Annotated in this window: 20 protein-coding genes, 1 other RNA gene and 2 pseudogenes; 14 read left to right on the top strand and 9 right to left on the bottom strand. The window is 53.8% G+C overall.

Annotated elements, in window-relative coordinates; all coding sequences use genetic code 11:
• The first annotated feature begins 30 nt into the window (after positions 1 to 30).
• The 3 genes from FBY02_RS21795 to FBY02_RS21785 all read left to right on the top strand — a co-directional run bounded on the left by FBY02_RS21795 (position 31) and on the right by FBY02_RS21785 (position 2,239).
• Positions 31 to 309, top strand: a complete 279-nt coding sequence (locus FBY02_RS21795) for a hypothetical protein (protein ID WP_144930216.1) — start codon at positions 31 to 33, stop codon at positions 307 to 309.
• 95 nt (positions 310 to 404) lie between these two features.
• Positions 405 to 798: a transfer-messenger RNA gene (gene ssrA, locus FBY02_RS21790) on the top strand.
• A gap of 184 nt (positions 799 to 982) precedes the next feature.
• Positions 983 to 2,239 (top strand): integrase domain-containing protein, encoded by a 1,257-nt coding sequence (locus tag FBY02_RS21785; RefSeq protein ID WP_144930215.1) that lies wholly within the window; start codon positions 983 to 985, stop codon positions 2,237 to 2,239.
• Between the two features lie 64 nt (positions 2,240 to 2,303).
• Here FBY02_RS21785 and FBY02_RS21780 read toward each other — a convergent pair whose 3' ends face one another.
• Both FBY02_RS21780 and FBY02_RS21775 read right to left on the bottom strand, forming a co-directional pair.
• On the bottom strand, positions 2,304 to 4,067 hold the full coding sequence (locus FBY02_RS21780; protein ID WP_144930214.1) for a UvrD-helicase domain-containing protein: 1,764 nt from the start codon (positions 4,065 to 4,067) through the stop codon (positions 2,304 to 2,306).
• Complete coding sequence (locus FBY02_RS21775) at positions 4,064 to 5,878, bottom strand: ATP-dependent endonuclease (RefSeq protein WP_144930213.1); 1,815 nt, start codon at positions 5,876 to 5,878, stop codon at positions 4,064 to 4,066. Before FBY02_RS21775 ends, FBY02_RS21780 begins: the two co-directional genes overlap by 4 nt.
• Positions 5,879 to 6,106: 228 nt before the next feature.
• On the opposite strand from FBY02_RS21775, the gene FBY02_RS21770 reads away from it, so the two are divergent.
• From FBY02_RS21770 to FBY02_RS21740, 7 genes and pseudogenes are all read left to right on the top strand, one after another.
• Entirely contained in the window at positions 6,107 to 6,436 is a 330-nt protein-coding gene (locus tag FBY02_RS21770) for a hypothetical protein (RefSeq protein ID WP_144930212.1), read from the top strand.
• 91 nt (positions 6,437 to 6,527) lie between these two features.
• Positions 6,528 to 7,496: a DUF932 domain-containing protein gene (locus tag FBY02_RS21765; protein ID WP_144930211.1), complete on the top strand. Its 969-nt coding sequence runs from the start codon at positions 6,528 to 6,530 to the stop codon at positions 7,494 to 7,496.
• A gap of 73 nt (positions 7,497 to 7,569) precedes the next feature.
• A complete protein-coding gene (locus tag FBY02_RS21760) occupies positions 7,570 to 8,574 on the top strand; it encodes a YqaJ viral recombinase family protein (RefSeq protein WP_144930210.1) in 1,005 nt (334 codons plus the stop codon).
• Positions 8,575 to 8,664: 90 nt separating this feature from the next.
• A pseudogene (locus FBY02_RS21755) lies at positions 8,665 to 9,612 on the top strand (hypothetical protein); the annotation flags it as partial.
• Complete coding sequence (locus tag FBY02_RS21750) at positions 9,587 to 10,084, top strand: JAB domain-containing protein (RefSeq protein WP_144930209.1); 498 nt, start codon at positions 9,587 to 9,589, stop codon at positions 10,082 to 10,084. The pseudogene FBY02_RS21755 and the gene FBY02_RS21750, both read left to right, overlap by 26 nt.
• Positions 10,085 to 10,095: 11 nt before the next feature.
• Positions 10,096 to 10,305 carry a hypothetical protein gene (locus FBY02_RS21745; protein ID WP_144930208.1) on the top strand — a complete coding sequence of 70 codons (210 nt, stop codon included), beginning with the start codon at positions 10,096 to 10,098 and terminating at the stop codon, positions 10,303 to 10,305.
• Positions 10,306 to 10,364: 59 nt separating this feature from the next.
• Complete coding sequence (locus FBY02_RS21740) at positions 10,365 to 10,670, top strand: hypothetical protein (protein ID WP_144930207.1); 306 nt, start codon at positions 10,365 to 10,367, stop codon at positions 10,668 to 10,670.
• Here the strand turns inward: FBY02_RS21740 and FBY02_RS21735 are convergent.
• Complete coding sequence (locus FBY02_RS21735; protein WP_144930206.1) at positions 10,657 to 11,004, bottom strand: helix-turn-helix domain-containing protein; 348 nt, start codon at positions 11,002 to 11,004, stop codon at positions 10,657 to 10,659. The two genes, FBY02_RS21740 and FBY02_RS21735, sit on opposite strands and share 14 nt — an antisense overlap.
• Before the next feature lie 137 nt (positions 11,005 to 11,141).
• On the opposite strand from FBY02_RS21735, the gene FBY02_RS21730 reads away from it, so the two are divergent.
• Positions 11,142 to 11,510, top strand: coding sequence for a hypothetical protein (locus FBY02_RS21730; RefSeq protein ID WP_144930205.1), 369 nt, complete (start codon positions 11,142 to 11,144; stop codon positions 11,508 to 11,510).
• A 34-nt stretch (positions 11,511 to 11,544) separates the two neighbouring features.
• Positions 11,545 to 12,363 (top strand): hypothetical protein, encoded by an 819-nt coding sequence (locus FBY02_RS21725; RefSeq protein WP_256662548.1) that lies wholly within the window; start codon positions 11,545 to 11,547, stop codon positions 12,361 to 12,363.
• 72 nt (positions 12,364 to 12,435) lie between these two features.
• Here the strand turns inward: FBY02_RS21725 and FBY02_RS21720 are convergent, their stop codons facing one another.
• Genes FBY02_RS21720 through FBY02_RS21710 form a run of 3 tightly spaced genes read right to left on the bottom strand, consistent with a single transcriptional unit; the run spans position 12,436 to position 17,051 of the window.
• Positions 12,436 to 14,169 carry a DUF2357 domain-containing protein gene (locus FBY02_RS21720; RefSeq protein ID WP_144930204.1) on the bottom strand — a complete coding sequence of 578 codons (1,734 nt, stop codon included), beginning with the start codon at positions 14,167 to 14,169 and terminating at the stop codon, positions 12,436 to 12,438.
• Positions 14,166 to 15,626, bottom strand: a complete 1,461-nt coding sequence (locus tag FBY02_RS21715) for an McrB family protein (protein ID WP_144930203.1) — start codon at positions 15,624 to 15,626, stop codon at positions 14,166 to 14,168. The genes FBY02_RS21720 and FBY02_RS21715 overlap by 4 nt, the downstream gene beginning before the upstream one ends.
• 36 nt (positions 15,627 to 15,662) lie before the next feature.
• On the bottom strand, positions 15,663 to 17,051 hold the full coding sequence (locus FBY02_RS21710; protein WP_144930202.1) for a DNA cytosine methyltransferase: 1,389 nt from the start codon (positions 17,049 to 17,051) through the stop codon (positions 15,663 to 15,665).
• Between the two features lie 482 nt (positions 17,052 to 17,533).
• Between FBY02_RS21710 and FBY02_RS21705 the strand changes: the two genes are divergently transcribed.
• Complete coding sequence (locus tag FBY02_RS21705; RefSeq protein WP_144930201.1) at positions 17,534 to 17,935, top strand: very short patch repair endonuclease; 402 nt, start codon at positions 17,534 to 17,536, stop codon at positions 17,933 to 17,935.
• Between the two features lie 180 nt (positions 17,936 to 18,115).
• Here FBY02_RS21705 and FBY02_RS21700 read toward each other — a convergent pair whose 3' ends face one another.
• The 3 genes and pseudogenes from FBY02_RS21700 to FBY02_RS21690 all read right to left on the bottom strand — a co-directional run bounded on the left by FBY02_RS21700 (position 18,116) and on the right by FBY02_RS21690 (position 20,952).
• A complete protein-coding gene (locus FBY02_RS21700) occupies positions 18,116 to 18,814 on the bottom strand; it encodes an inovirus Gp2 family protein (protein ID WP_144930200.1) in 699 nt (232 codons plus the stop codon).
• A 484-nt stretch (positions 18,815 to 19,298) separates the two neighbouring features.
• Positions 19,299 to 19,534, bottom strand: a pseudogene (locus tag FBY02_RS21695) (helix-turn-helix transcriptional regulator).
• Positions 19,535 to 19,605: 71 nt separating this feature from the next.
• Positions 19,606 to 20,952 (bottom strand): hypothetical protein, encoded by a 1,347-nt coding sequence (locus FBY02_RS21690; protein ID WP_144930199.1) that lies wholly within the window; start codon positions 20,950 to 20,952, stop codon positions 19,606 to 19,608.
• Between the two features lie 205 nt (positions 20,953 to 21,157).
• Between FBY02_RS21690 and FBY02_RS21685 the strand changes: the two genes are divergently transcribed.
• A complete protein-coding gene (locus tag FBY02_RS21685) occupies positions 21,158 to 21,829 on the top strand; it encodes a hypothetical protein (protein WP_178115381.1) in 672 nt (223 codons plus the stop codon).
• The last annotated feature ends 434 nt before the right edge of the window (positions 21,830 to 22,263 follow it).

Genomic DNA, 22,263 nt, shown 5'->3' with positions numbered 1-22,263 from the left:
CACCGAGACCACACGTTCAAGGAGATACACATGAAGCACACCGCATTTGCTGGCTTGTTCATTTCCGCTGCACTGTTGGCCTCTCCGGTGTTCGCAGCGGATAACGACCTGTGCACCGCCAAGCTTCAGGAGCTGCAGGATAAGGTCACCACGTTGCCGGCAACCTCTGAAAACACCACCATGGAAATCAAGCGGCTGCAGGGCGAAGCTGAAGCCGCCAAAGCTGCCGGAGACGAAAAGAAATGCGTCACCGAAGCCACCCAAGCGCTGTCTCGCGTGGATAAACTTCGTAACGAACCGAAGCAGTAATACCAACTGGGCCAACCTCCGGGTTGGCCTCAGTCACGTATTGGCGTACACTGCACACACCTGCCGCTCCAAGAGATTCACCGAGCGACAGGCTCGGGGCCGTTCAGGATTCGACGCCGGTTGCGAAACTTTAGGTGCATGCCGAGTTGGTAACAGAACTCGTAAATCCACTGTTGCAACTTCCTATAGTTGCCAATGACGAAACCTACGGGGAATACGCTCTCGCTGCGTAAGCAGCCTTAGCCCTTCCCTTCTGGTACCTTCGGGTCCAGCAATCATCAGGGGATGTCTGTAAACCCAAAGTGATTGTCATATAGAACAGAATCGCCGTGCAGTACGTTGTGGACGAAGCGGCTAAAACTTACACAACTCGCCCAAAGCACCCTGCCCGTCGGGTCGCTGAGGGTTAACTTAATAGACACGGCTACGCATGTAGTACCGACAGCGGAGTACTGGCGGACGGGGGTTCAAATCCCCCCGGCTCCACCAAATAATCATCTAAAGACGTCCACGGACGTCTTTTTTTGTGCCTGAAACCCAGTAAATATAGGGCTTTCAGCACCACGATGATCCAATAGCGTCCAGTAGCATCTATGTTTTCGTGTATTCCACGTGGTATTCCAAGCACTCAACTGGTATTTTTTGGAATACACAACCAGCTTTGGAATACATCATGGGTGCTCAAGCCACACGCCTCTCTGACCTCAAAGTCAAAGCCGCCAAGCCTAGTGAAAAGGACTACACGCTAACTGATGGCAACGGCCTTCAGATGCGAGTGAGAAGCAATGGCTCTAAATTGTGGAATTTCAACTACATCCATCCCGTAACGAAGAAACGGATAAACATGGGTCTAGGCACTTTCCCTGAAGTGAGCTTGGCTCAGGCACGCAAGCGAACCGTTGAGGCTAGAGAGCTTGTCGCTCAGGGGATTGATCCAAAGGAACAGCGCAACGCTAATCGTCAGGCGAAAAAAGCCGCGACCGAACATACCTTTCAGAACATCGCGACGGCTTGGTATGAGCTGAAAAAGGACTCAGTGACGCAGGCCTACGCTGAGGACATCTGGCGCTCCCTCACGCTACACATCTTCCCTGATTTGGGCACCACTCCGATCTCAGCCATCAACGCCCCTCAGGTTATCAACTTGCTCCGACCACTCGAAACCAAGGGCAGCCTTGAGACTGTGAAGCGGCTGACGCAGCGACTCAACGAGATCATGACCTACGGGGTCAACTCGGGACTGATTCACGCTAACCCGCTTAGCGGCATCCGCTCCGTCTTCAAGAAACCGAAAAAGAAAAACATGCCGGCACTGCCCCCCGATGAGCTGAAAGAGCTCATGGTGGCAATAGCCAATGCCAGCATAAAAAGAACAACCCGCTGCCTGATCGAGTGGCAGCTCCACACCATGACTCGACCAATCGAGGCAGCAACCACCCGCTGGGCAGATATCGACATCGAGAAGAAGATCTGGACGATCCCTGCGGAGCGTATGAAGAAGCGCCGCACGCACATTGTCCCGCTCACGGAGCAGGCTCTCGCGCTCCTGGAAGCTATCAAACCTTACAGTGGACATCGGGAGTATGTGTTCCCCGCAGACCGAAACCCCCGCACCCACTGCAACAGCCAGACCGCCAACATGGCGCTGAAACGAATGGGCTTCGAGGGGCGCCTGGTCAGCCACGGCATGCGCTCGATGGGTAGCACCATCCTCAACGAGCATGGCTGGGATCCTGAGTTAATCGAGGTAGCACTTGCCCACGTCGATAAAGACGAGGTTCGCAGTGCCTACAATCGGGCGGACTACATCGAGCGCCGCCGCCCGATGATGGCTTGGTGGAGCGAGCATGTTCAGGACGCAGCTACCGGCAACCTTTCGATGTCAGCTATCGCGGAAAATCGGGACAGGAAGGTTGTGCCGATACGCTGATTAGTGCCAACTGCCGCAAAGCAGCCAGTAGCAACGAGCAACAACCGGCCACAATCGGTCATCCTCACAATCTGTGCTCCGACATTATGGGGCATGCCGGAAATGTCGGCTCGAGCATCAGAACGTAACGGCGCGCGCGGGTGATTCCAACGCGAAGAATTTTCCGACTACGGTCATAGGGCGCTTCATCCCCACGCCAGACCAAGGAAGAGCGAAACTCCCGCGCTCCCTGCCTAATGCTTTCCCGAACCAGAATCACGGCATCGAATTGCTTGCCCTTTGACTTGTGGATGGTCATGACGTGTATGCCTTGAGTATCGTTTCCATCAGCAAGCAGTTGATCCTGCACGAGGGCGTTATCGAGCCCCTGACGTGCGGTGGTGTATGCGCCAGTCGTCATCCACATCTCCGACAAGCTCGCGCTGATTCGCTTCCCACGATTGAAAGCGATCAAATAGTCGAGAGCCCCCGCAACCTGCTTGAATTCAGTGACGCCGGTCCGGTAGAGCAGCGTTTTGATCTGAATCCAATCCCTGCCAGGGTCACCGGTAAGCACTAGACCCGCAGCGCCATCGATGAGTGCTTCAGCACTCCTCGCAAGATTGGTCTTCGGGGGCTTACCACCAGCGATGCTGGCACTCCATTTCAGGTAGGTAGCTGCCTCCCTGATTGCCGTTGCACTACCGTCTGCACGCCTGATCAAGGCAAGTAATTCAAGACAGGTTGCGATATCAACTGCACGCCGTTCAGGAAGCTTGGGCTCCAGAAGAAACGCTGCCAATCGGGCCGATAGCAGAACTGCGGCCTCGTCGAACAACACCTTGTGAGGAATAGGTTTCGCGCCTCCATTCAAGGCGGCTGAAATCTTGGCGACGCCACTGCCGGTGGTTGCGAGTATGGCTATATTTTCCACGCGCAAACCGTCCGCTTTAGCACCTGCATAAAACCGACCGAGCGCCGCACGCATCCACTGGATCGGTTCGTGTCTCGGGTCATATAGAATGCGACCGACACCGGCATATGGGGCTCTTCTCGGCGTCTTCGCCAAGATGTCATTTCCAAACACAGCGATCTCAGTGCCAGGGCTGCGGTTATTGTCGGAGCCAAGATCTACAAAAACGGGAGACAAAGCGTCTTTGATATGATCGATTCGCTCCGGACCGACTCCCTCAAGGTGGTCAAAAATCTGCTGATCAAGATCAGCCAGGCAGATGATCTGGCAGAGGTCTGCCAGCTTCTCGATGCAGCTCCAAGCCGTATTCCCAGTGTCTTGAGCCTCATCAACAATGATGACAGGGTAACTGTCCGCTACCAGTTCCCGAAGCAACTGACACCTTTCCAGCAGCTCACTGGATTTAGGAGCAAACCAGTCGAAACAGATTTGCCCCTCCTCCGCAAACAGTCGCTCCCGCTCAGCTTGCCACGCGAGCCATTCGGCTGTTGGCCTCTCTCCCTTCTGCGGTGCTTTCACTCCACCGGACAAGGCCTTTTCATCTTGAGGCAGCAGGATCTTGAGCTTTCCCTTCGGAGAGCCGAGCAGGTAGCCATGGCTTTTGAGCAATGACCAGCAGAAGGAATGAAAGGTCTGGAGGCTGAGCTTCGAACGTACGGACTTATCGACCAGCAGACTCGACGCCTCTGCGACCCTTGCCACGGCTGCCCGAGAAAAGCTGAGGAAGAGTATCGACTGCCCCGGCTGCAACCCAGTAGCAATAATTTTCGTGGCCTTCTGAAGGGCGATAGTGGTCTTCCCGCTGCCAGGCCCTCCGACAATCAGGAGGTGGCCATCCTCGTCCAGAATCGTCTGACGCCGCTCACAGATGATCATATGGCGCCTACCTGATCCTCTTCATTCTCTTCCTCAGCCATTTCATCACCGGGCTGAGCAGCAGGAGCAGGTTTTGGAAAGTCCTCGTAAACACGCGTCAGGAAATCTGTGATACCGACTGGCAGCTCGTGCAGTGCGCAAAGATCCAGCAACCGGGCTGCATATCCATTGCCCTTGTTGCTCTTGAGCGCTTTGAGCATGTTATCCATTACCCCCCTATCATCTGGGCGCTCGGCAGGGATGCCAATGTTCCCCTGCTCCCCGGCATCACGAAGCGCACAAAGGAACGTCCATTGGTGCTCAACCGGCGTTTGGGTTACCAGTAGCTGCTCGATGTTTGGGAAAGGAATCTCGTTCGGGAAATCGAAGGCTTCCGCAAACTTCTGTTTTTCCTCTGCCTTGCGTGGCTTATAGTCATAGAAAGCATAGGTTCTAAGGCCAAGTGCTTTGAAGAACGCACCGAAATTAGGCAACGAACCGTCGCCATCAACGGGGAAGATCGTGATGCCTGCCAAGTCGAGGGCAAACAGATCCGGGTTGGCCTGTTCCATCTTCTCAGCGACTGCGGTCAAGGCACTCTGCTCGGTGACCCCCTCCGCAACAATCACCCCAGGACCGAGCATTGCTTCCGCAAGGCCTCTTCGTGCATGACGCTTGTACATCTTGCCTTTCAGGGTTGTGCCTGACGCAACGGTCGTCGACTCCACCGTTGCGTCAGCGTTGCGTCTCAGGATGATGATCTGAGATGGGTCGAATCGCTCGATCACATACGGCGAATGCGAGGTGACAAAGCACTGCGTCGTCTCTTCCAAAAGGTACTTCGCAATTCGGCGCTGCGTATGCGGTGGCAGTGCTATTTCGGGCTCCTCCATCGCGAAAATCACATTGTCCTTTTTCACCTCGGCGATGAACGACAACAGAGCCAACACGAGAGTGTTCAGCGTACCTGTCCCGACATGCTGGAAGGGGACTGGCTTTTGATCCTCTGTGATGGAAAGAAAGAACGACATCGTCTTGCGCAGGTGCTCTCTCGTAAGCTGCGAAACGAATAGCTGGGTCGCCTTGCCAGCCCCACCCACGGAAATGTACTGGGCAAGCCTCTCTTCAATGGAATCCAGTACTGGCCGGAGGTCGGCAGCATCCGAATCGATCGGGGGATCCAACTCCCGAAGCCGCTTGATAGACTTTTCCCAAAGCCCGGTTCGAACGCCTTGCAACCGGAGGATGAGATCGAGCAGAGAACCTCGCTCAAGACTGAGGGCACGTGAACCTGTGCGCAGAGTTCGAAGGTAGAGGAACCCAAACAACCGCTTCACTGTTTTCTTTACACGCTGAAGCTCGCCGTCTTCGAGGCTGGGGCTATACGAGAAAAACGTGTCCGCCTCGAACTCATCTTCTTCTGGGTTGTAAAAGGCTTGCGTTTCAATGCGCAGACATCGAATAACTTCAGGAGGGACGGCGGCATCTGCCTCACCAGCCTCCAACAGACGTTGCTCTTTGACGTGCCACAGCTCGGTGTGAGCGGCGCAGGTGCGCTCAACCTCACCACTGAGATCAACCAGCATGACGTCGATCCTGATCTTTACGGGGGTAGTCCCGTCAGCATCGAGGTACGAGGCATTGTAAAAATCAAACTCCTGAACCGGGGGGAAGCGAGAAAGCCTATCTGGACTGAGCACAAGATCCAAAGCCTCGCAAATCGTGCTCTTTCCGACGTTGTTGCCCCCTACAAGCAAGGTATGTCCGTCAAACGTAAGATCCGCTGACTTCACACCCCGAAAGTTCTCAATCTTCAGATTGATAATGCGCATTTTCGCAGATCCTTATGCTGGCTTTACGCCTCAGCTTGGCTCAACCAGCCAAACCTGCCTAGCCATAGAAGAAATGAATCGCCGAGTTTTCTTAGATATCAGATGACCGTTGATGGCTGTTTTCTGCCGATTAGGAAATAAAATCAACCCCCTACAACTGCCATTCGTTTCGAAAAAATCTCAACCACACATCATCGGGGTGACATAAGCACCAAGGAGGTTAGCCCCATGTCATTACAATGCCCTCGCTGTCACTCACCCAAAGTCGCTTCCTTCCACCACGCAATGAAAGTCGGCGCCGCCATCGGCACCGTGGGCGGTGTTGCGCGCGGAGTCAGCACTGCCCTGGCAGGCGGGCAGGCTGGCGCAGCTATCGGCGCGTTCGCCGGCCCTGTTGGTATCACTCTCGGTTCCGTGTCTGGCGCCATCCTCGGTGGCCTAGCTGGCGGGGTTGGCGGCTGTGCGCTCGGCGCTCAGCTCGGCGAGTCGCTCGACCGCCACGTTCTAGCTCACAACCTCTGCCTTCTCTGCGGTCATCGCTTCAACCTGCCGACCTGATCCGACTCCCCTCTTTTCATTTCATTCATCCGGACGGTGCTGCGCCTCGCGCAGCGCTTTATGCCGTCTTGCACCCAAAGGAATCATTCACATGGCACATCTCGTTGAAACCATGGCCTACGCTGGCGCTGCCCCCTGGCACGGCCTAGGCAATCAACTCACTCAGAAACAGCCCATCGAAGTCTGGCAACGCGAAGCCGGCATGGACTGGCAGATCCTCGAAAGCCCGGTGCATTTCAAATCAGAAGTTGCCGGGCATCTGGGCGCTATCCACTCCTTTCCCGAGCAGAAGGTGCTCTTCCGCTCGGACAGCAAGGCACCGCTGTCCGTGGTCTCCCAGCGCTATCACACCGTGCAGCCGCGTGAAGTGCTGGAGTTCTACCGGGACCTTACCGAGGTCTCCGGCTACGAGCTGGAAACCGCGGGCGTGCTCAAGGGGGGACGCAAGTTCTGGGCGCTGGCGCGTACCGGACAAGGCGCGGCACTCAAGGGCAACGACCAGGTGAATGGCTATCTGCTGCTGGCGACCTCCTGCGACGGCACCCTTGCCACCACAGCCACACCGACTACGGTGCGCGTGGTGTGCAATAACACCCTGACCATAGCGGTGGATGGCTCCAGCCGGGCGATCAAGGTGCCGCACAACACTCGCTTCGACCCCAAGGTGGTGAAGAGACAACTCGGCATTGCCGTCTCCCAATGGGACGACTTTATGTACCGCATGCGTGCGCTGGCCGAGCGCAAGGTTCAATGGCATGAGGCACTCGGATTCTTCATGAACGTGATGTGCGAGACCAGCCCGGCCGGCGCGCTGCCGGAGCAACTGCCCAACGAACGCGCCCTGCGTAAGGTTCAGGAGCTGTACGAAGGTCGTGGTCGCGGTAGTCAACTGGAATCAGCACGCGGAACTGCCTGGGGCCTGCTCAACGCCGTCACCGAGTACGTCGATCACGAGCGCCGTGCACGCAGCAAAGAGTACCGCATGGACTCGGCCTGGTTCGGTCAGGGCGCGCAGATCAAGCAACGCGCCCTGGATGCCGCGCTGCAGCTCGCCGCTTAACCCTCAATTACATCCACCCTCGCGCCCGGCCAGCCTTGTGCTGGTCAGGCGTTTTTATGTCTGCAGGTGAACCATGAAAGCAATGTCATTGAACAGCATCACCAGCAAGAGACGTCCTGCCCTGCGCCTGGTCAGCACCAAGGAGCTGCCGCGCGAGGACTGGCTGCAGATCCGCAAGCAGGGCATCGGCAGTTCGGATGCCGCCGCTGCCGTGGGACTGAACCCCTACAAGTCGCAGCTGGAGCTATGGCTGGAGAAAACCGGCCGCGACACCGCGCTGCCGAAGGCCGATCCCCACGATGAGGAAAGCCCGATGTACTGGGGCAATATCCTGGAACCCATCGTAGCCTGGCATTACAGCAAGCGCACCAAGAACAAAGTCCGGCGTATCAACGCCGTGCTGCAGCATCCCGATCCCGAGTTGCCCTGGATGCTGGCCAACATCGACCGTGAGGTGATCGGTGCCGACGACGTGCAAATCCTCGAATGCAAGACCGGCGGCATAAACGGGGCACGCCTCTGGAAAGAAGGCGTGCCCGAGTATGTGCAGCTGCAGGTAATGCACCAGCTCGCCGTCACCGGCAAGCAGGCTGCGGATGTGGCCGTGCTGCTCGGCGGCCAGACGCTGGATATCCACCGCATCAAGCGGGACGAGCAGATGATCGCTCGCCTGATCGAACTGGAGCGCAAGTTCTGGCACTACGTGGAAACCGATACGCCACCGCCAGCCGATGGCACCGTCTCTGCTGAAGCAGCACTGCGCTGCCTCTATCCAGAGGATAACGGTCAGGTCGTCGACTTCAGCAGCCATGCCGGACTGGCCGCTGCCTTCATCGAGCTCAAGGCCGTTCGCCAGTCGATTGCCGACAAGGAAAAGCGCGAGGCCGAGCTCAAGCAGATGCTGCAACAGGCCATGGGTGATGCCAGTCGGGCGGAGTTCTCCAGCGGCTACGTCAGCTGGCGCAAGGCCAAGGACAGCGTCGGTCTCGATGTCGCTCAACTGCTCCAGGACAAGCCCTACTTGCAGGCCAAGTACCCGCTGCTGAAACCCGGTGCGCGGCGTTTCCTGGTCGGCTGATTTCCATCTCCATCAACTCTTTCCCCCCTTGGCCAGTCCATGCAGTTCGTGCTGCGTGGCTGGCCTTTTTTCATTTTCAGGAGAACCACCATGCTCAAAGGTCTGGCTATCACGCCCCCGGTGCTCGGACGCATCTCCATCGGTAAGGTCGTCGAGAAGAACGGCAAGCGCCTTCCGGAGAAGGATGACCAGTTCACCATCACCTCCCAGGTACAAGGCAATGACGGCTGGTTGCTGCACCCGCTCAATGATGAGCTGCGTCAGGGCAAGGAAGACAAGCTGCGCAGCATCCCGGTACGCCTGCTGTTCAACGAACCGGAGCTGAACTTTCGCGCCGACTACACTCTGTTCGACCGGCAATCCGGGCGGCCGCTGTGCGTGGGCAACGGCGAGACCTGCAAGCGGGTCACCCAGGACGGCATGCAGTCGCTGCCCTGCCCTTCGCCAAACACCTGCTCGTTGGCCAAAGGCAATGCCTGCAAACCTTACGGCCGACTGAACGTGATCATTGGTGACGACGACCCGCTGGGCAGCTTCGTGTTCCGCACCACCGGCTTCAACAGCATCCGCACCCTCGCCGCCCGGCTGCATTACTTCAAGGCCATCTCCGGCAACCGCTTGGCGTGCCTGCCGCTCGAACTGCGCCTGCGCGGTAAATCCACCCGGCAAAGCCATGGCACGCCGATCTTCTACGTCGACCTGACGGTACGCGGCGGTATGGACATTGCCGAGACGCTGCAGGCCGCCAACGAGCTCGATGCGCAGCGGCAAGCAGCAGGATTCGTTCAGGCCGCCTTGGATGAAGCGGCGAAGCGTGGCTTCGGCAATGGCGCGTTCGAGGACAGTGAGGAAGATGCTGGTGCCATCGCCGAGGAGTTCTACCCCGCCGAAGAAACCTCATCTCCAACCACCAATACTTCCCAGCGTTCTGCGAAAACTAGCCTGGCCGAGAAGTTGGACGCACAAGCCCAGCGCCATACCCCACCGACAGTTCACCATCAAGGAGCCCAGCATGCGCCCACACAAGCTGAAGGCCAGCGAATCGACCGGCACCTACCTGGTCGAGTCGCCGGTCACCGAAACCAACATCCTGCTGATGGCCAGGCAGTTGGCGAATCTGCGTCTGCGTCGGGGGCGAGCACTGACTTCACCGAAGGAAATATTCAGCCACCTGCAGGCGCTGCTGGGCGACTACGAGCATGAGGTATTCGCCCTGCTCCTGCTCGACAGCCGGCACCGGATGATCGTCTTTCACGAACTGTTCCGGGGCACCCTGGACAGCGCCAGTGTCTATCCCCGGGAAGTCGTCAAGGCTGCCCTGGAGCACAACGCCGCAGCAACCGTGCTGGTCCACAGCCCCCCTTCCGGTGATCCGGAACCCAGCCAAGCGGATCTCACCCTCACCCACAAGCTGCGGGAGGCCTTGAACCTGGTCGGGGTACGAACCCTGGACCACATCGTGGTGGGCCACAAGGGCTGCATATCGCTGGCGGAACAGGGCTACCTGTGAGGAGAGCGACAATGAAGCTACTACGAGTTTTTGCTGCCGTGTTCCTGTTCGCCGGCATCCTCGCAGGCTGCCTGGCCCTTCTGCTGCTGGTGCTTCTGCTGGCGCGCTTTCCGCCCCTGCTGATCGCCGTGCTGCTGGCATGCTGGATTTTCTGCCGCCTCGTGAAGGCGTTGGCGCCCGGAACAGCCGCGGCAGAATCCACCACTGCACCACAGAACTGATCACTACCCCGAGCCGCCAGGCCTGCACTGGCCGCCTCAATTCAATAGGGAGCATGACGATGAACAGACAATGTTTGATATGCGACTCCAGCGCCGTGCTGACACGGGACGCAGCCAAAGGGCTGACCCTGCTGGTCGGGCTGCTCAATGGCGTAATCAAGGGCGCTCAGCGCCCACATGAGGGGAGCAGCCATGCCGATCTTCTCAGCGGCCTGGCAGCAGTTGCACCCGCATACCCGGAGGCGCGGAAGGCAGTAGAAGATGTTGTGCGGTTTCACTTCGCGGGCTTCGACTGCCTGTGTCTACGCCGCGGCGCCTTGTTCGACGAAACCGCAGAAAGTAAGGAGGGCCTTAGCGCTGGCTAAGGCGCTCCACCAGACGCTCCACAAACTCCAGCACCAGCGCACGATCATCCTGGCTCAGCGTAGAGAGCAGCCCATGCAGTCGACGCGCCTGATCCTCCGGGCGCGAACTGCCCTCGGTCAGCAGATCAGCGGTTTCACAGCCGAAAACCGCCGCCAGTTCAACCAAACGCTCGACGTTGGGCATAACCACGCCACGCTCAATGCGTGAAACGGCCTCACTACCGATCCCTAATCGCTCCGCGACCTGCTCCTGACTCAGCTTGCAGCGTATTCGTTGGCGAGCAATGGCTTGACCTACAACTTCAGCCAACTGCTTCGAATCAGTTCTTGACATGCCACCCTCCAGATCAACCTGAATGGTTGGGCATCAACCTGTTGACATGAAGGACCTTCTAAACCGACACTCAACCCAAAAGGTTGATATTCGACCTATTTGCCAACTCAAATCCCCAGCAAGGAGCACAAAGCATCATGATCGTCGTAACTGGTTTGAATGAAGCGCAGATTGATGGCCTCGTGAGAGGCAAATCGTCCTTCGAGGTAATCGGCCTCAGAGGAAATTTCACGGAAGGAATCAAGCTTGTAGAAACCAAAATAGAGGCCCTCGGCATGAAGTGCCGAGTCAGGACAGATGTCAAAGGATCACTGATCCAAGGCGGAGCCCTAGGAGCGGTCTTCAGCGTCGTATCCACACCAGCCACATTGGCCCTGGCCACATTAACTGCGGCAGCAGGCGTCGGCCATACGCTCGCAACCTACGACCCAGATTACGAAATCATAAAAGACTACGTTAATAAAAAACTCAAAGTGGTCCATAAGAAACGGGCTAAGAGAAAATAAGTCGAACCATCTAAAAATATCGCAGATCAAAACCATGAAAAACAAATTATTCAAACTAAAAGCAATAAGCTTACTAACATTGCTATTCTCATATAACGCTCAAGCGGATGTTGATTACGGGTATCTTTATCCTGCAATGCTGCCCAATGAAAAAACCATGAAGGATTTACCTTATGCAATTCCCTGCGCAGAAGCCAAAAATCAGTATGGCGCTAAATTCTACCGCTGCACTTGGTATACTCTACCTAGAAACATCACTATGTGGGATGCCCAACAGCAGCGCAACATTACTTTCAGCAATCAGATAAGTGGCGCATGTAAGCGTGGCACATGCCGAGCCTCCAATGGGGCGGGCGTCTATGGCATGTATGGCCAAGACCTCAGCTTTACCCTGTCCGTTTACTATTACATATATGAAAGCAAAGATGGTTATCCAATCGCATATCGCATGGATGGTGGCCCGCATAAAAAAGGCAAAGAATTTACCTACTCGCAAGCCCGCACTACACTTGAGGAGTTTTTACTTGATCACGGCATCAGTTCCGCGACTGCAGCAGACGCCATTGCAGCATACCGCCTTGATGCAAATACCGAACTCACCTCTTCTGTCGAAGCTTCGACTCAGCTTGATGAGAAGCCCATCTCAAAACCAACAAAGCATGTCGAAGTAAAAGATGCCTGGTGCAACCCTCGTGCAGATGACGATTGTACGGTGAATGGTAGAAAAGTCGAAAAAGCCAAGCTCCAAGATTATTTACCTGAAGTTTACGAGCTTGAAATACTGAACGCAGGAGGATACTGCGAGCATCCAATTTGCTACGATAAAAATGACAAACCTGTCGGAATACGATAGAAAACAGGCACGAAAAACGTGCCTTTTTTATTTTTTTTATTTCAAAACCAAGTAAGCCACCACTGACCATTTTCAAGTAGTGACGTAACCCAGCTCTACTAAGAGCGCTTCAATTTTTTCATCCATTATCGTTGTTGCCCCAGGTAAAAAAGGCACTCCACCGATCTCGACTTGCTCAATACTTTTATAAAATTTGTGAGTACGATAACTCTCCTCATGTGGATAAGGGAATAGCACAACAGCACCAGTCACCACTCCTTGAAGGTACTCTCCTGAACGCATCGGGTGCGGAATAGCAATAGCATCCCGATAACGATGCATCGTATTCACATCGTCTGTAGTTGGCCCTGGGCCACCATATTGCCTGACGTAGTCTTTATCAAACTGAATTCGGTACTTAGCATCAAAAATGTAGAATTGCGTGTCGCTTGCAAACTGAATCACGTTATCGGGCTTTTGGGCAATCGTCGGCAATCTGTTAAAAAGGCGATTATAGACGAGAAAGAGACGCTTACCGCTGGACCTATGGATGAACTCCATGGTCGATGATTTCCCTTTGGACAATGCCACGATCGTTCGCAGGCGATTAACTTTTACCACTGACTGACTGACCAAGTCGAATCGAGTACGTAGAAGTGAAATCAATTTCAAAAAGCACCAATATTCGTAAAGTAGCGCCGTCTCTTTTACACCAACAGGAATGATCTCTCCTGCAAAAGAAAGACCGCCATTTAGCAGACGGAAAAGCTTGTCGAATCTTGAGTAGAGCGGGTGCTTGTGGAAGACCATAGATTGAGGCCTCACGAGCATAATCTCTTTGACCTGCGTAAGGAATGGCGCTTTCAACGCGACTTCAAGTTGACGCTCCATAGATTTTAGTAATGGCCTAATCGACTCAAAAAAACGACGCTCTGAAAACTGGTCTGCATCCTCATCACCCGAGTCATTCACCTTCGATAGAGCCCTGACATTGCGATAAGTCGCTCTGATCATTGCCTTATAATAGCGGTTTTCTGGGGTATCGAATGTGATCGCAGCAAAATTTTCTTGGATCTTACGCGGCAACGCGATACCAAGACTTGGAATGGCCGTGCCTCCGTTTTCTCGTCGTAATGCTCGCCCGACTGCCTGTCGAGAAACTCGACGGGCACGTTCTGTATCCTCAAGCACAGCCTTAACCGCCAAGCCAGTATGCGGTTTCTTGGCAATTGCGCTCGTCAACTTGATATATTCGCTGAAATAAGACTGTATGAGTGAAAACCACTCGACCAATGTGGGCTGGTAGTCACTTGCGGGTGCAGCCATCCCAAAGGTTTTTGCATTTGCCGTCATCGCCAGATTGCGAAGCATTGACGAAACATCTGCACGCATTTGAATGTAGTCGGTTCTATAATCCAATTTACGTGAAAAAACTTCGAGCCGAAGCTTTGCTGTACCACTGTTCGTAAAAACAAGCAGCTCAGCAAAACCAACATTATTTCCAAAGTTGAGCAGATGGTGCTCGCTACTCTCGCGTATACGACGCGCCTCTGCTCCTGGTGGAAGTCTTAGCCTTGCAGTTTCATCATTTTTTTCAAAATGAATATCGTAGGCAACTGCTTCAAAAAAAAGAGGCTCGATTAACTCTCCTGGCGCGACAGAGCGCATTTTACCTGTTTTAGCATCAAACGCCTCAACTGCTACTGGACCGTCGACACCGATAGCGAATTGAGGCAGAACAGGAATAAACGGTGGCAGATCGGGCAGCTTACCGACCACCTCAATTTTCCAGCCAGCTCCAGTAACCTCAAGCAGTAGCGGCATCATGCGCCCCAGTAGCGAGTCGATCCATCAAGGTTGAGTAGAGCAGTCATTCGCTCGACCTTTTGAACACTCCTGGCTAATGGGCCGGAAAACTCTGCAAAGATCCTATCCTCATCCACTTGAACTTCCGCTCTAGCATTGAGCCAAGCACTAAGATTCATCAGTGCTTCTGCAAGAACCTCTCCACTACCGGCCACTTTCGGTAGAATTTTCTGCAAAATGCAAAAATCTAATGCGGCATAACCAGTTAAGATGTCATTGAGATGAAACTCGCGCCAGAAGTGAAGATACAACAAGATAGAATCTCGCGTACGATATCCAAACTTAATACCCGCGGGAGCTAAGATCTCTTGAATCTCGCTCAGAAGTAGCGCTATATGCTCAAAAAGCTCCTGACTAGAGGAATATGCCTCCTGAACGGATATTGCGTTAGATTCGTGGATAGCGATAGCGGCAAGCTCGTCGAACACACTACTATCATCATGCTTTCTATTCTGGCTAGACGCGAAAGCGGTCAAGTCTGGATCGTCAAATTCAATAGTGAATGCTCTGTCCAAAACTTTGGGGCTGAAGGTATGAGTTGTTTCATCCATATTCGCGGTTCCCACGATACGGAGATTTGATGGTAGTTGAATTTCACGCAGCAATTCAATGAGAGTATTCGACTGATCCTGATCTTCATCGGGCAGCTCAATCGGCAGCCTATCGGTTATAATTTTTTTTCCCGCCCGAGCACGTGTCTCAGCCACACTTAGAAAATCGCTGAAATAGTGTTCAACAGGAGCAAGATTCATCTCGTCAAGCAGCGCAATTACGAGCTTATTAGGGTTTTGCTTCGCCTCTAGCAAACTTTCGATCAGTGCACCCTTTATATACTTTGTGGGGGTCAACGTAGGGACGTAGCCGAAAAGATCACTATTATCGGACCATTGCGGTTGTACTGGGATTGCATGAAACAAAGAATTCGTGTACTTCGCAAATTTTCGCGGCAACAAGCTTTTACCTGTGCCCGAGATACCTGAAAGAACCACAAGCGGGCTCACGGTCATGGCCAAATAAAAGTTGGCTAGCTCAGCTACTGAGATAACGTAACCTTCAGTGTCCATAGCCAATTGGATATCTTTGAGCGACTCACCTGGTGAACGCTTGCCGGGAGCCTGGCTTTGTGTAGACTCTTTGGCCCTATGAACCAATTTAGGCCCAAAGCGATATTCCGCTGTAGGGCTTCCAGCCCTACTCTCTGATTGGGCCTTCGTCAGGCCTCCAGTTTTTTCCAAAAGTCCGGCACGAATTAGTCGAGCAGGCTGATGCGGTCTCTTGGTGCTCGGAATATCAACGTTTTGAGGTATATTCTGCCAAATAACATCAGCCGGAAATTTAAAGTCCGCGCCATATCGCTGGTACATTACTCGAACCGCGGCGCTCGCCATTTCAAAAATTTCATCGTTCGTGAGCGTCATCCGACATCCTTTTATTTACGCTTGACTAGGAAAAAACTAGCCTACCTTCGCCGCCAGCTTGGCAGTGGTATCTGCCGGCGCATTGTAATCATCTAATTGCGCAGCCAGATGTAGTGCAATGGCCTTCGACAACAACGGAGGTACAGCCTCACCAATCATATCCATTCCGACCCCAATACGTGCAGTATCCATGCTTCCGCCATCGGAAGTAATGAAACGGAAATCGTCATCAAAGGACTGCAAACGTGCAGCCTCCCGCATTGTAATTCCGCGCATCTCCGTTGGATGCGTGAACCTGCCTGATCCTAAGAAATTAGCGTTTGCTGTGATGGTCAGAGAAGGGGAATTCCAAGCCAGGCGTGAGTATGCACTCCAATAATAGTCTTTGTAGAAGACAGGATTGATTACTCCAGAACGCTCGAGTTCAGCTTGTGCGGCCTGCAATGAGAGATGACTGGAAATTGAGAGTTCCTGTATTTCCTTAGCATATTGACTTCTCATGCGCTCACTTTCAGCATCCCAGGTCTTTCCTGGCCTCATCTCTTTTATAATATCGAGCACCGACTTTCTGTACGGCCGAGTGATATGATTGTAAGGAAACTCTTTCGCACTCCGCATTTGCTGCGCATATGGACTCGAGTTTTCTCCATATAGCTGAAGTGCTTGCCCGCCCAGTACCTCTTCCGCAACAGATGGCATTGGCAAGTCAGAGATCGCATCAGCTACAGTCACCCACGGCAAACGTCCCTCTTGCAAAAGCCCTTCACTCAACGGATCGCAATGACTAGGACTTGGCATAGATACTGAGCCTAGGGAACTTGCGATAAAAACCGCACGTTCACGAAGCTGCGGAACACCGTAGTCCGCGCAATTAAGAATAGCAACTTCAACCTTGTAGCCCAAGTCGCGCTCAAGCATTTGAATAACAATTTCAGATAGCTTACCTAAACGCCCATCAAAGCCGTGATTGAGCATCTGAGGGACATTCTCGATAACCAGAAACTTGGGTTGAAGCGCCTCAGCCACTTCAAGATATCGTAGAACCAAATCATTTCGAGGATCATGAGCCAGCTGGCTATACCCCTTAAATTTTACAATCTTTCCTTTTTCGCGATGCTCGCTACGTCGGAGCTGCGAAAAACCCTGACAGGGAGGCCCTCCGATCATGCAATCCAATTCTCCCCTCGCGACACCACGGTCACGTAATGCTTCATGGATGCGCTCAACCTCCAGCAGTCGGATGTCTTCGCGCAGAGTGACGGGAGGCAGTTCATCCTGCCGATGGTTGAACTCAAACGTACGTAGAGCCTCGGCCTTTATGTCATTGCCGAATACTGCGTTGAACCGCCCAGATCGGGTGAATCCGCGGGAGGTTCCACCACAACCGCAGAAGAATTCTGCAAGGGAGTATTTCTTTTCAAGCATGTATTGAGCCCTTAAACTAACAATTATCGCATTTCACATCTTGCAGCAGGAACCAGTACGACAACCGGTGTGTCCGTGTATCGCCGTGGAGCTCGCGCCGTTTCAGGCCTCCGCTCCCCTCTACCTTTTTCGTGTACCGAGCAGGCCAGCCCGGTAGCAGCAAGGAGGTCTCAGCGCAGAGCCACCCATGGCCTGAGTAACCATTGACCATCATGTGCAGGAAGCGGCGAAGCTCGCTCAGGGCAACCAAACTGCCCCAGAGCCTCAAGCCTGCCTACGATGCTTGGGACGCTCGACATGATCGGCGGACGTCGCCTAATTCATAGGCACCTGGGGAAAAATCGGTGTATCTCACCAAAAATGAGCCTCCCAAAGCTTCCTAGAGCCAACAGCTTAGCCATGGTAGCACTGGCCGGAGCATGGTCTCATGCTAGGGTTGGAAATCACCAGATTTCGAATTCAGCCCATTCCTGGAGAGCACTGTGAATCGCAGCGAGATCATGCGATCCGTGAAGAGCCAGAATACTACCCCCGAGCTCCTCATTCGTAGCCTGCTCCATCGCTTAGGATTTCGCTTCCGCCTTCATAGGAAGAATCTACCTGGCTCGCCAGACATCGTGCTACCGCGGTACCGAGCGGTTATTTTTGTACACGGATGTTTCTGGCACCGCCATCCTGGTTGCCGCCTGGCTACGACACCAAAATCTCGACAAGACTACTGGCTCCCCAAGTTTATGGCGAACGTCGAACGTGATCTCCGAAATACCAAGGCCCTCCAGGAAATGGGCTGGCAAGTCATTGTCGTCTGGGAATGCGAGATCAAAGAAAACGTAGATCTAGAGCACCGCTTGAAGCATGCACTCAGAAGTCGTGAATCTGGCTAAGGACTGGCGAACCCGGTCTTGCTCAAAGGGCTACCAACCCTACGCAAAGCTGGATCCAGTCAGCCAAATTTGGAGCCGCGCTCATAGGCGCTCGCGCTAGCGGCAGAATGGCATCGGCCCTGCCTCATCCAAGACAGGACCGATTTTCACACGAAGCAAGAGCGGATGACCAAGAGAGCTCTACCCCTTACTGGTACCGAACCCTCGCTGACGATTCCCGTAGGATTTGGTGGCCTTCTTGCAAAGATAGCTCGCTCTGTAGAACACCTCTGGCAACTCATCGACCTCGCCATGGCGGACATTCCGATCAATTCGATATTCAGCATTCTTCGGGATATGCACCCGCCCACTCACTTGATCGACTGATACACCCAATGCACTAGCCCAGGATTCTTCCATACGGCTGATCATGTTCACCCTTGCTGAACGCAGCCGCCCTACCTTGTAATAAGCATCGCGGTTCAACATAATCAGCACGTGGTAATGGGGTCTACATCCCTGACTTATCTCTCTCGACCAAGCGTATCGGACTTTGCAGCCACGCGAGTAACCACGCTCGGCCACCCTCTCCTGATGGTACTGGATCTTCCTCGTGAAAGACTCGAAGAACCGGCTGATGACCTGGTTCGTATAGGCGTAGTCGGGCAGTTCGATACCTTGAGGTAGCCTGAGATCCACCCTGAAGGCCAGTACCCTCGGATACTCAGCCATGGCCAGCTCGATGGCGTGCTTGAGATCAGACAGGTACTCACGAATGAAAGGGCCTTTGTCACGCATCAACGGGAAGCCTTCAAAGGTATCCCCGTAGTACAAATGGAGGTTGGTATTGGTGGGATGACGGAGTGGGTAGCGCTGGATGGTATCGGCATCGTTGAGCATGGTTAAGACCTCTCGTTGGTGGAGTTTCATAACCAGTGCCTGTTGTGTACTTTTTTACCGCTACCTTTCCTCACCTAATCAGTTGGCCTCACTGCATGCAGTGTAGTGCTCTCCTTCAGATGGTGACTCTACCTCTCCGACTCCACTTGAATGGGATCTAATCAGTAAAGGTTGTCGCTCGGTTTAGCGTGAACCCATTCGGATAATGGTAGCGAGTAAAAGCATACTACCCACACCGCAACTGATCGCTCCGAATGGCTCGGTGAAATCCACCTCGCTCACAAAGGCGCAGCGGCATTTTTTGTTGAAACCGTATTGCGGAAAAAAACCAGATAGAGAGCCCATGGTGGTGCATTATCTAGCCAGAGTCCGCCGGATCGATAGGGAGCTACATCGATCCGGCTTCCTGGCGAGTGCCTAGCAGCCTGAAGAAGCGCCCGGCATAAGCGCCATGACCAGCCGTAGCCAGTCATGGCGCAGATAGTCAGATCTCACTCGCCATACTCAGCCGGCCGGTAGAACGCGTCGCAGCCCCTCTGCCAGGTCACGCTCCTCGATTTTTGCTAGGATCCAGTCGTGCACCTCGCTTTCAACCCAGCCCACGCTACGGTCGCCTAATGGTACCGAATTCGGGAAGGTGCCTTCCGCGATGTATTTGTAGATGGTTGACCGGGCCAAGCCGGTCGAGTCGATGACTTCTTTCAGGCGGATGATCCTCATGAACGGGCTCCTCGTATTCGTTCAGAGGATTGGCAAGGTCGGTATAAAAAAACGATGCCTCCCCAAACCGCTCATAGCGGCGTAAGAAGCCCTGCCTTCTGACGAACGTCCAATTCGATATCCGACTCTCTAGACACTCTCGTAACCTCCGGATCGCCATACGCCCTAGTGACCAGCCAATGTTCCTGATCACGATCTGGTCGCCCCTTAAACAACATAGCGACGTGCTCGTGACCAATCGACACATGGACCGGCAGCAGCATGAAGTCGACCTCAGTGAAGGAAACTGCGGACAACTCTGAAAAGCGCCTGGCATACTCGTTTGCGACTCGAAATACCAGTCGCTCGAAAAAGTCGATGAGCTCGTCATGATCCAAGGCCACCTTATGTTTCGGATCAAGCATCGGCATTCGGAAGAAATCGGCGATTTGCTGTTTTACCACTGCGTCAACACCACGCACCTTTTTCCACACGGCCGAATCAGCGCCAGCCCAGTGGCGCGAGAGGAAGCCTGATGCTGATTCGCAGATAAAGAACTCCAGCTGATCAAATGCGTGCTTGGGCGCCTTTCTGAAAAGACGCACCACGCTCAGAGGAATGTGGTATTCACGCCGCTTCAAAAAGGATTCCCGATCCCGCCAAACAGCCGTCACGTGCTCACAATCTCGATTCGAGTCATCCAGCACCTGATGCACAGCGGTGGATACCACATCACGCACCGGAGATAACTGCAGGTGGTTCAAATTGAGCAGATAGATGCTGGTGAGCTTCTTGGCAAATATGGAACTCGCAATCCCAGGAATATGCCTACGAATGAAACCCAGCGCGGTCAGTCTTCGCAAGCGTTGCTTAAGGCAGTCGACCTCTATCCCAGCCATAAAACAGAGCTCTCGACTGCTCACCCCCCTGACAACCCCGAACGGATCCGCGTGGCCAACCAAGATCATGAGCAACAAACGATTCGCCAAGCTGAGTTTCCCCATCCGCACAGGAGCCCCTCGTTTCTCTTCCCGGGAGTCAGGATTGGAGGCTGACGTCGAGTCGAGACCTTCCTTCCAACCAGACCAAGTTGCCCTGATCCGCTCGCCTCTCAGAAGCCGCTCAAGCAACTCCGGATGCCTTAAGCGCCTCTCCTTAATCTCCCGTAGCTGAGATTGAGCACCTTCACTTACCTCGAAAATGCATTTAGGCCTCCCCTTTCCTTCTGGCTGGGTGGATACCGTCAGCACCTCGACCTTCACCAACTGAGCCAACGACTTGGAGACAGCTTGCGCCGGAAGCCTCAGGTCTTCAGCGAGCTGCTTCACCGAGCAGCGCTGAGGGGTAGCAGCACCATAGCATCGCCAGAAAGCGAGAAGGACAAACTTCGAATCATGATCAACGAACCTTAACCTTGCATCGAGAATCCTGGAGAGCATCGAATGAATCCTATTTTTCTACCGTAAATATACCCTATATTTTAGAATACTAATAACAGTAACGGAACACGTAACGCTAACTAACGTAGCACCAACACAACCGCAACATCTCATAAAACGTTGTATGACGTTACAGTAACGATATATATTCCAGTCTAGCGCAAGGGCTCCGTCACATGGCCCGATTACCCCGCTGGAGGATGGAATGTCAGAACACGAAAAACCATTAAAGTGGCTACGCGAGCATGAGGGTGAGTGGCGGTGGGCTGCCGACTATCTCGTGGAAGCGCTCGGACCTGAGCACATAAAGTCGTTAGCGCCCAATCCGTCTACTCGTCTTGAGACGTATGAGAGCGTGGTTTCCGTTATCAGAAAACTCCAGAGGGAACGACCGGAACTTGTTTTCAGACTGCAAGGGACCATACGACAACGCCGCTATCGCTCGGACAGCAACGGCAGGAAGCCGCTGACGTTCACCCTGAGCAACGAGACAATCACCAAACTGACGTCTCTCGCCAGGCGACACAAAGTTAGCGAGGCTACGCTGATCACAGCGCTCATCACTCAAGAGGGCGAGGCCCTCGAAACCCAAAAAAATTATGAGAAACAGCTCAAAACTGCAGTCGCACTGGAGCGCAAAAATGGTCAGCAGCGCGCTGCCTTCCTAACGGCTCAGTTGGATGAGGCGCTGAAACACCTGGAGCGATGTCTAGAGCTTGTTGCTCGCTGGGAACTGATGTGGCCAGACGATAAGCCACCGACAGCCAGCGACGATGACATCAAGAAACGCGTTGAACCCAGAATGAAGGAACTCAAGGACGCGCTAGCCTACATCGCCTTCAGGGATACCCTGACGACCGAACGTCCCATGCCATGAGCCCCCTCCAAGCCAAGCCCTATCCACGCACTCAGACCAATCGGCTCGGCATTCCAAAAGGTATTCCACAAGACTTTTTAAACTAGTTTTTTTGTTGAATTTCATATAGATATAGAACCATTTCAGATTACCCCGGCCCACCATTTAGTCTTCCCAGGAAGACCCAGAAAAGCCGTAAAGCCCAGAGAAATCAAAGCTTTACGGCTTTTTTCTTGCCCGCGTTTTCCCACCTAATCCCAGGGCATCCCACAGTTGACGGGGGCATATATGGGGGCATAAAACGCTCATCAGCTCGCTCGGAGAGGATGTGTGTTGCCGCTGACCGAAAACTGACCCGGTGGGGATGCGGCGGAAATCTTGGACTACCTGGAGGTAGTTCATGTATTCATACGAAGACCGTATCCGAGCGGTCAAGCTCTACATCAAACTGGGCA

It is taken from the genome of Pseudomonas sp. SJZ078 (assembly GCF_007828255.1).
In the GTDB taxonomy this organism is placed as follows: Bacteria; Pseudomonadota; Gammaproteobacteria; order Pseudomonadales; family Pseudomonadaceae; genus Aquipseudomonas.
Note: the sequence above shows the minus strand (reverse complement) of the source record. Positions and strands in the feature narration are given on the sequence as shown.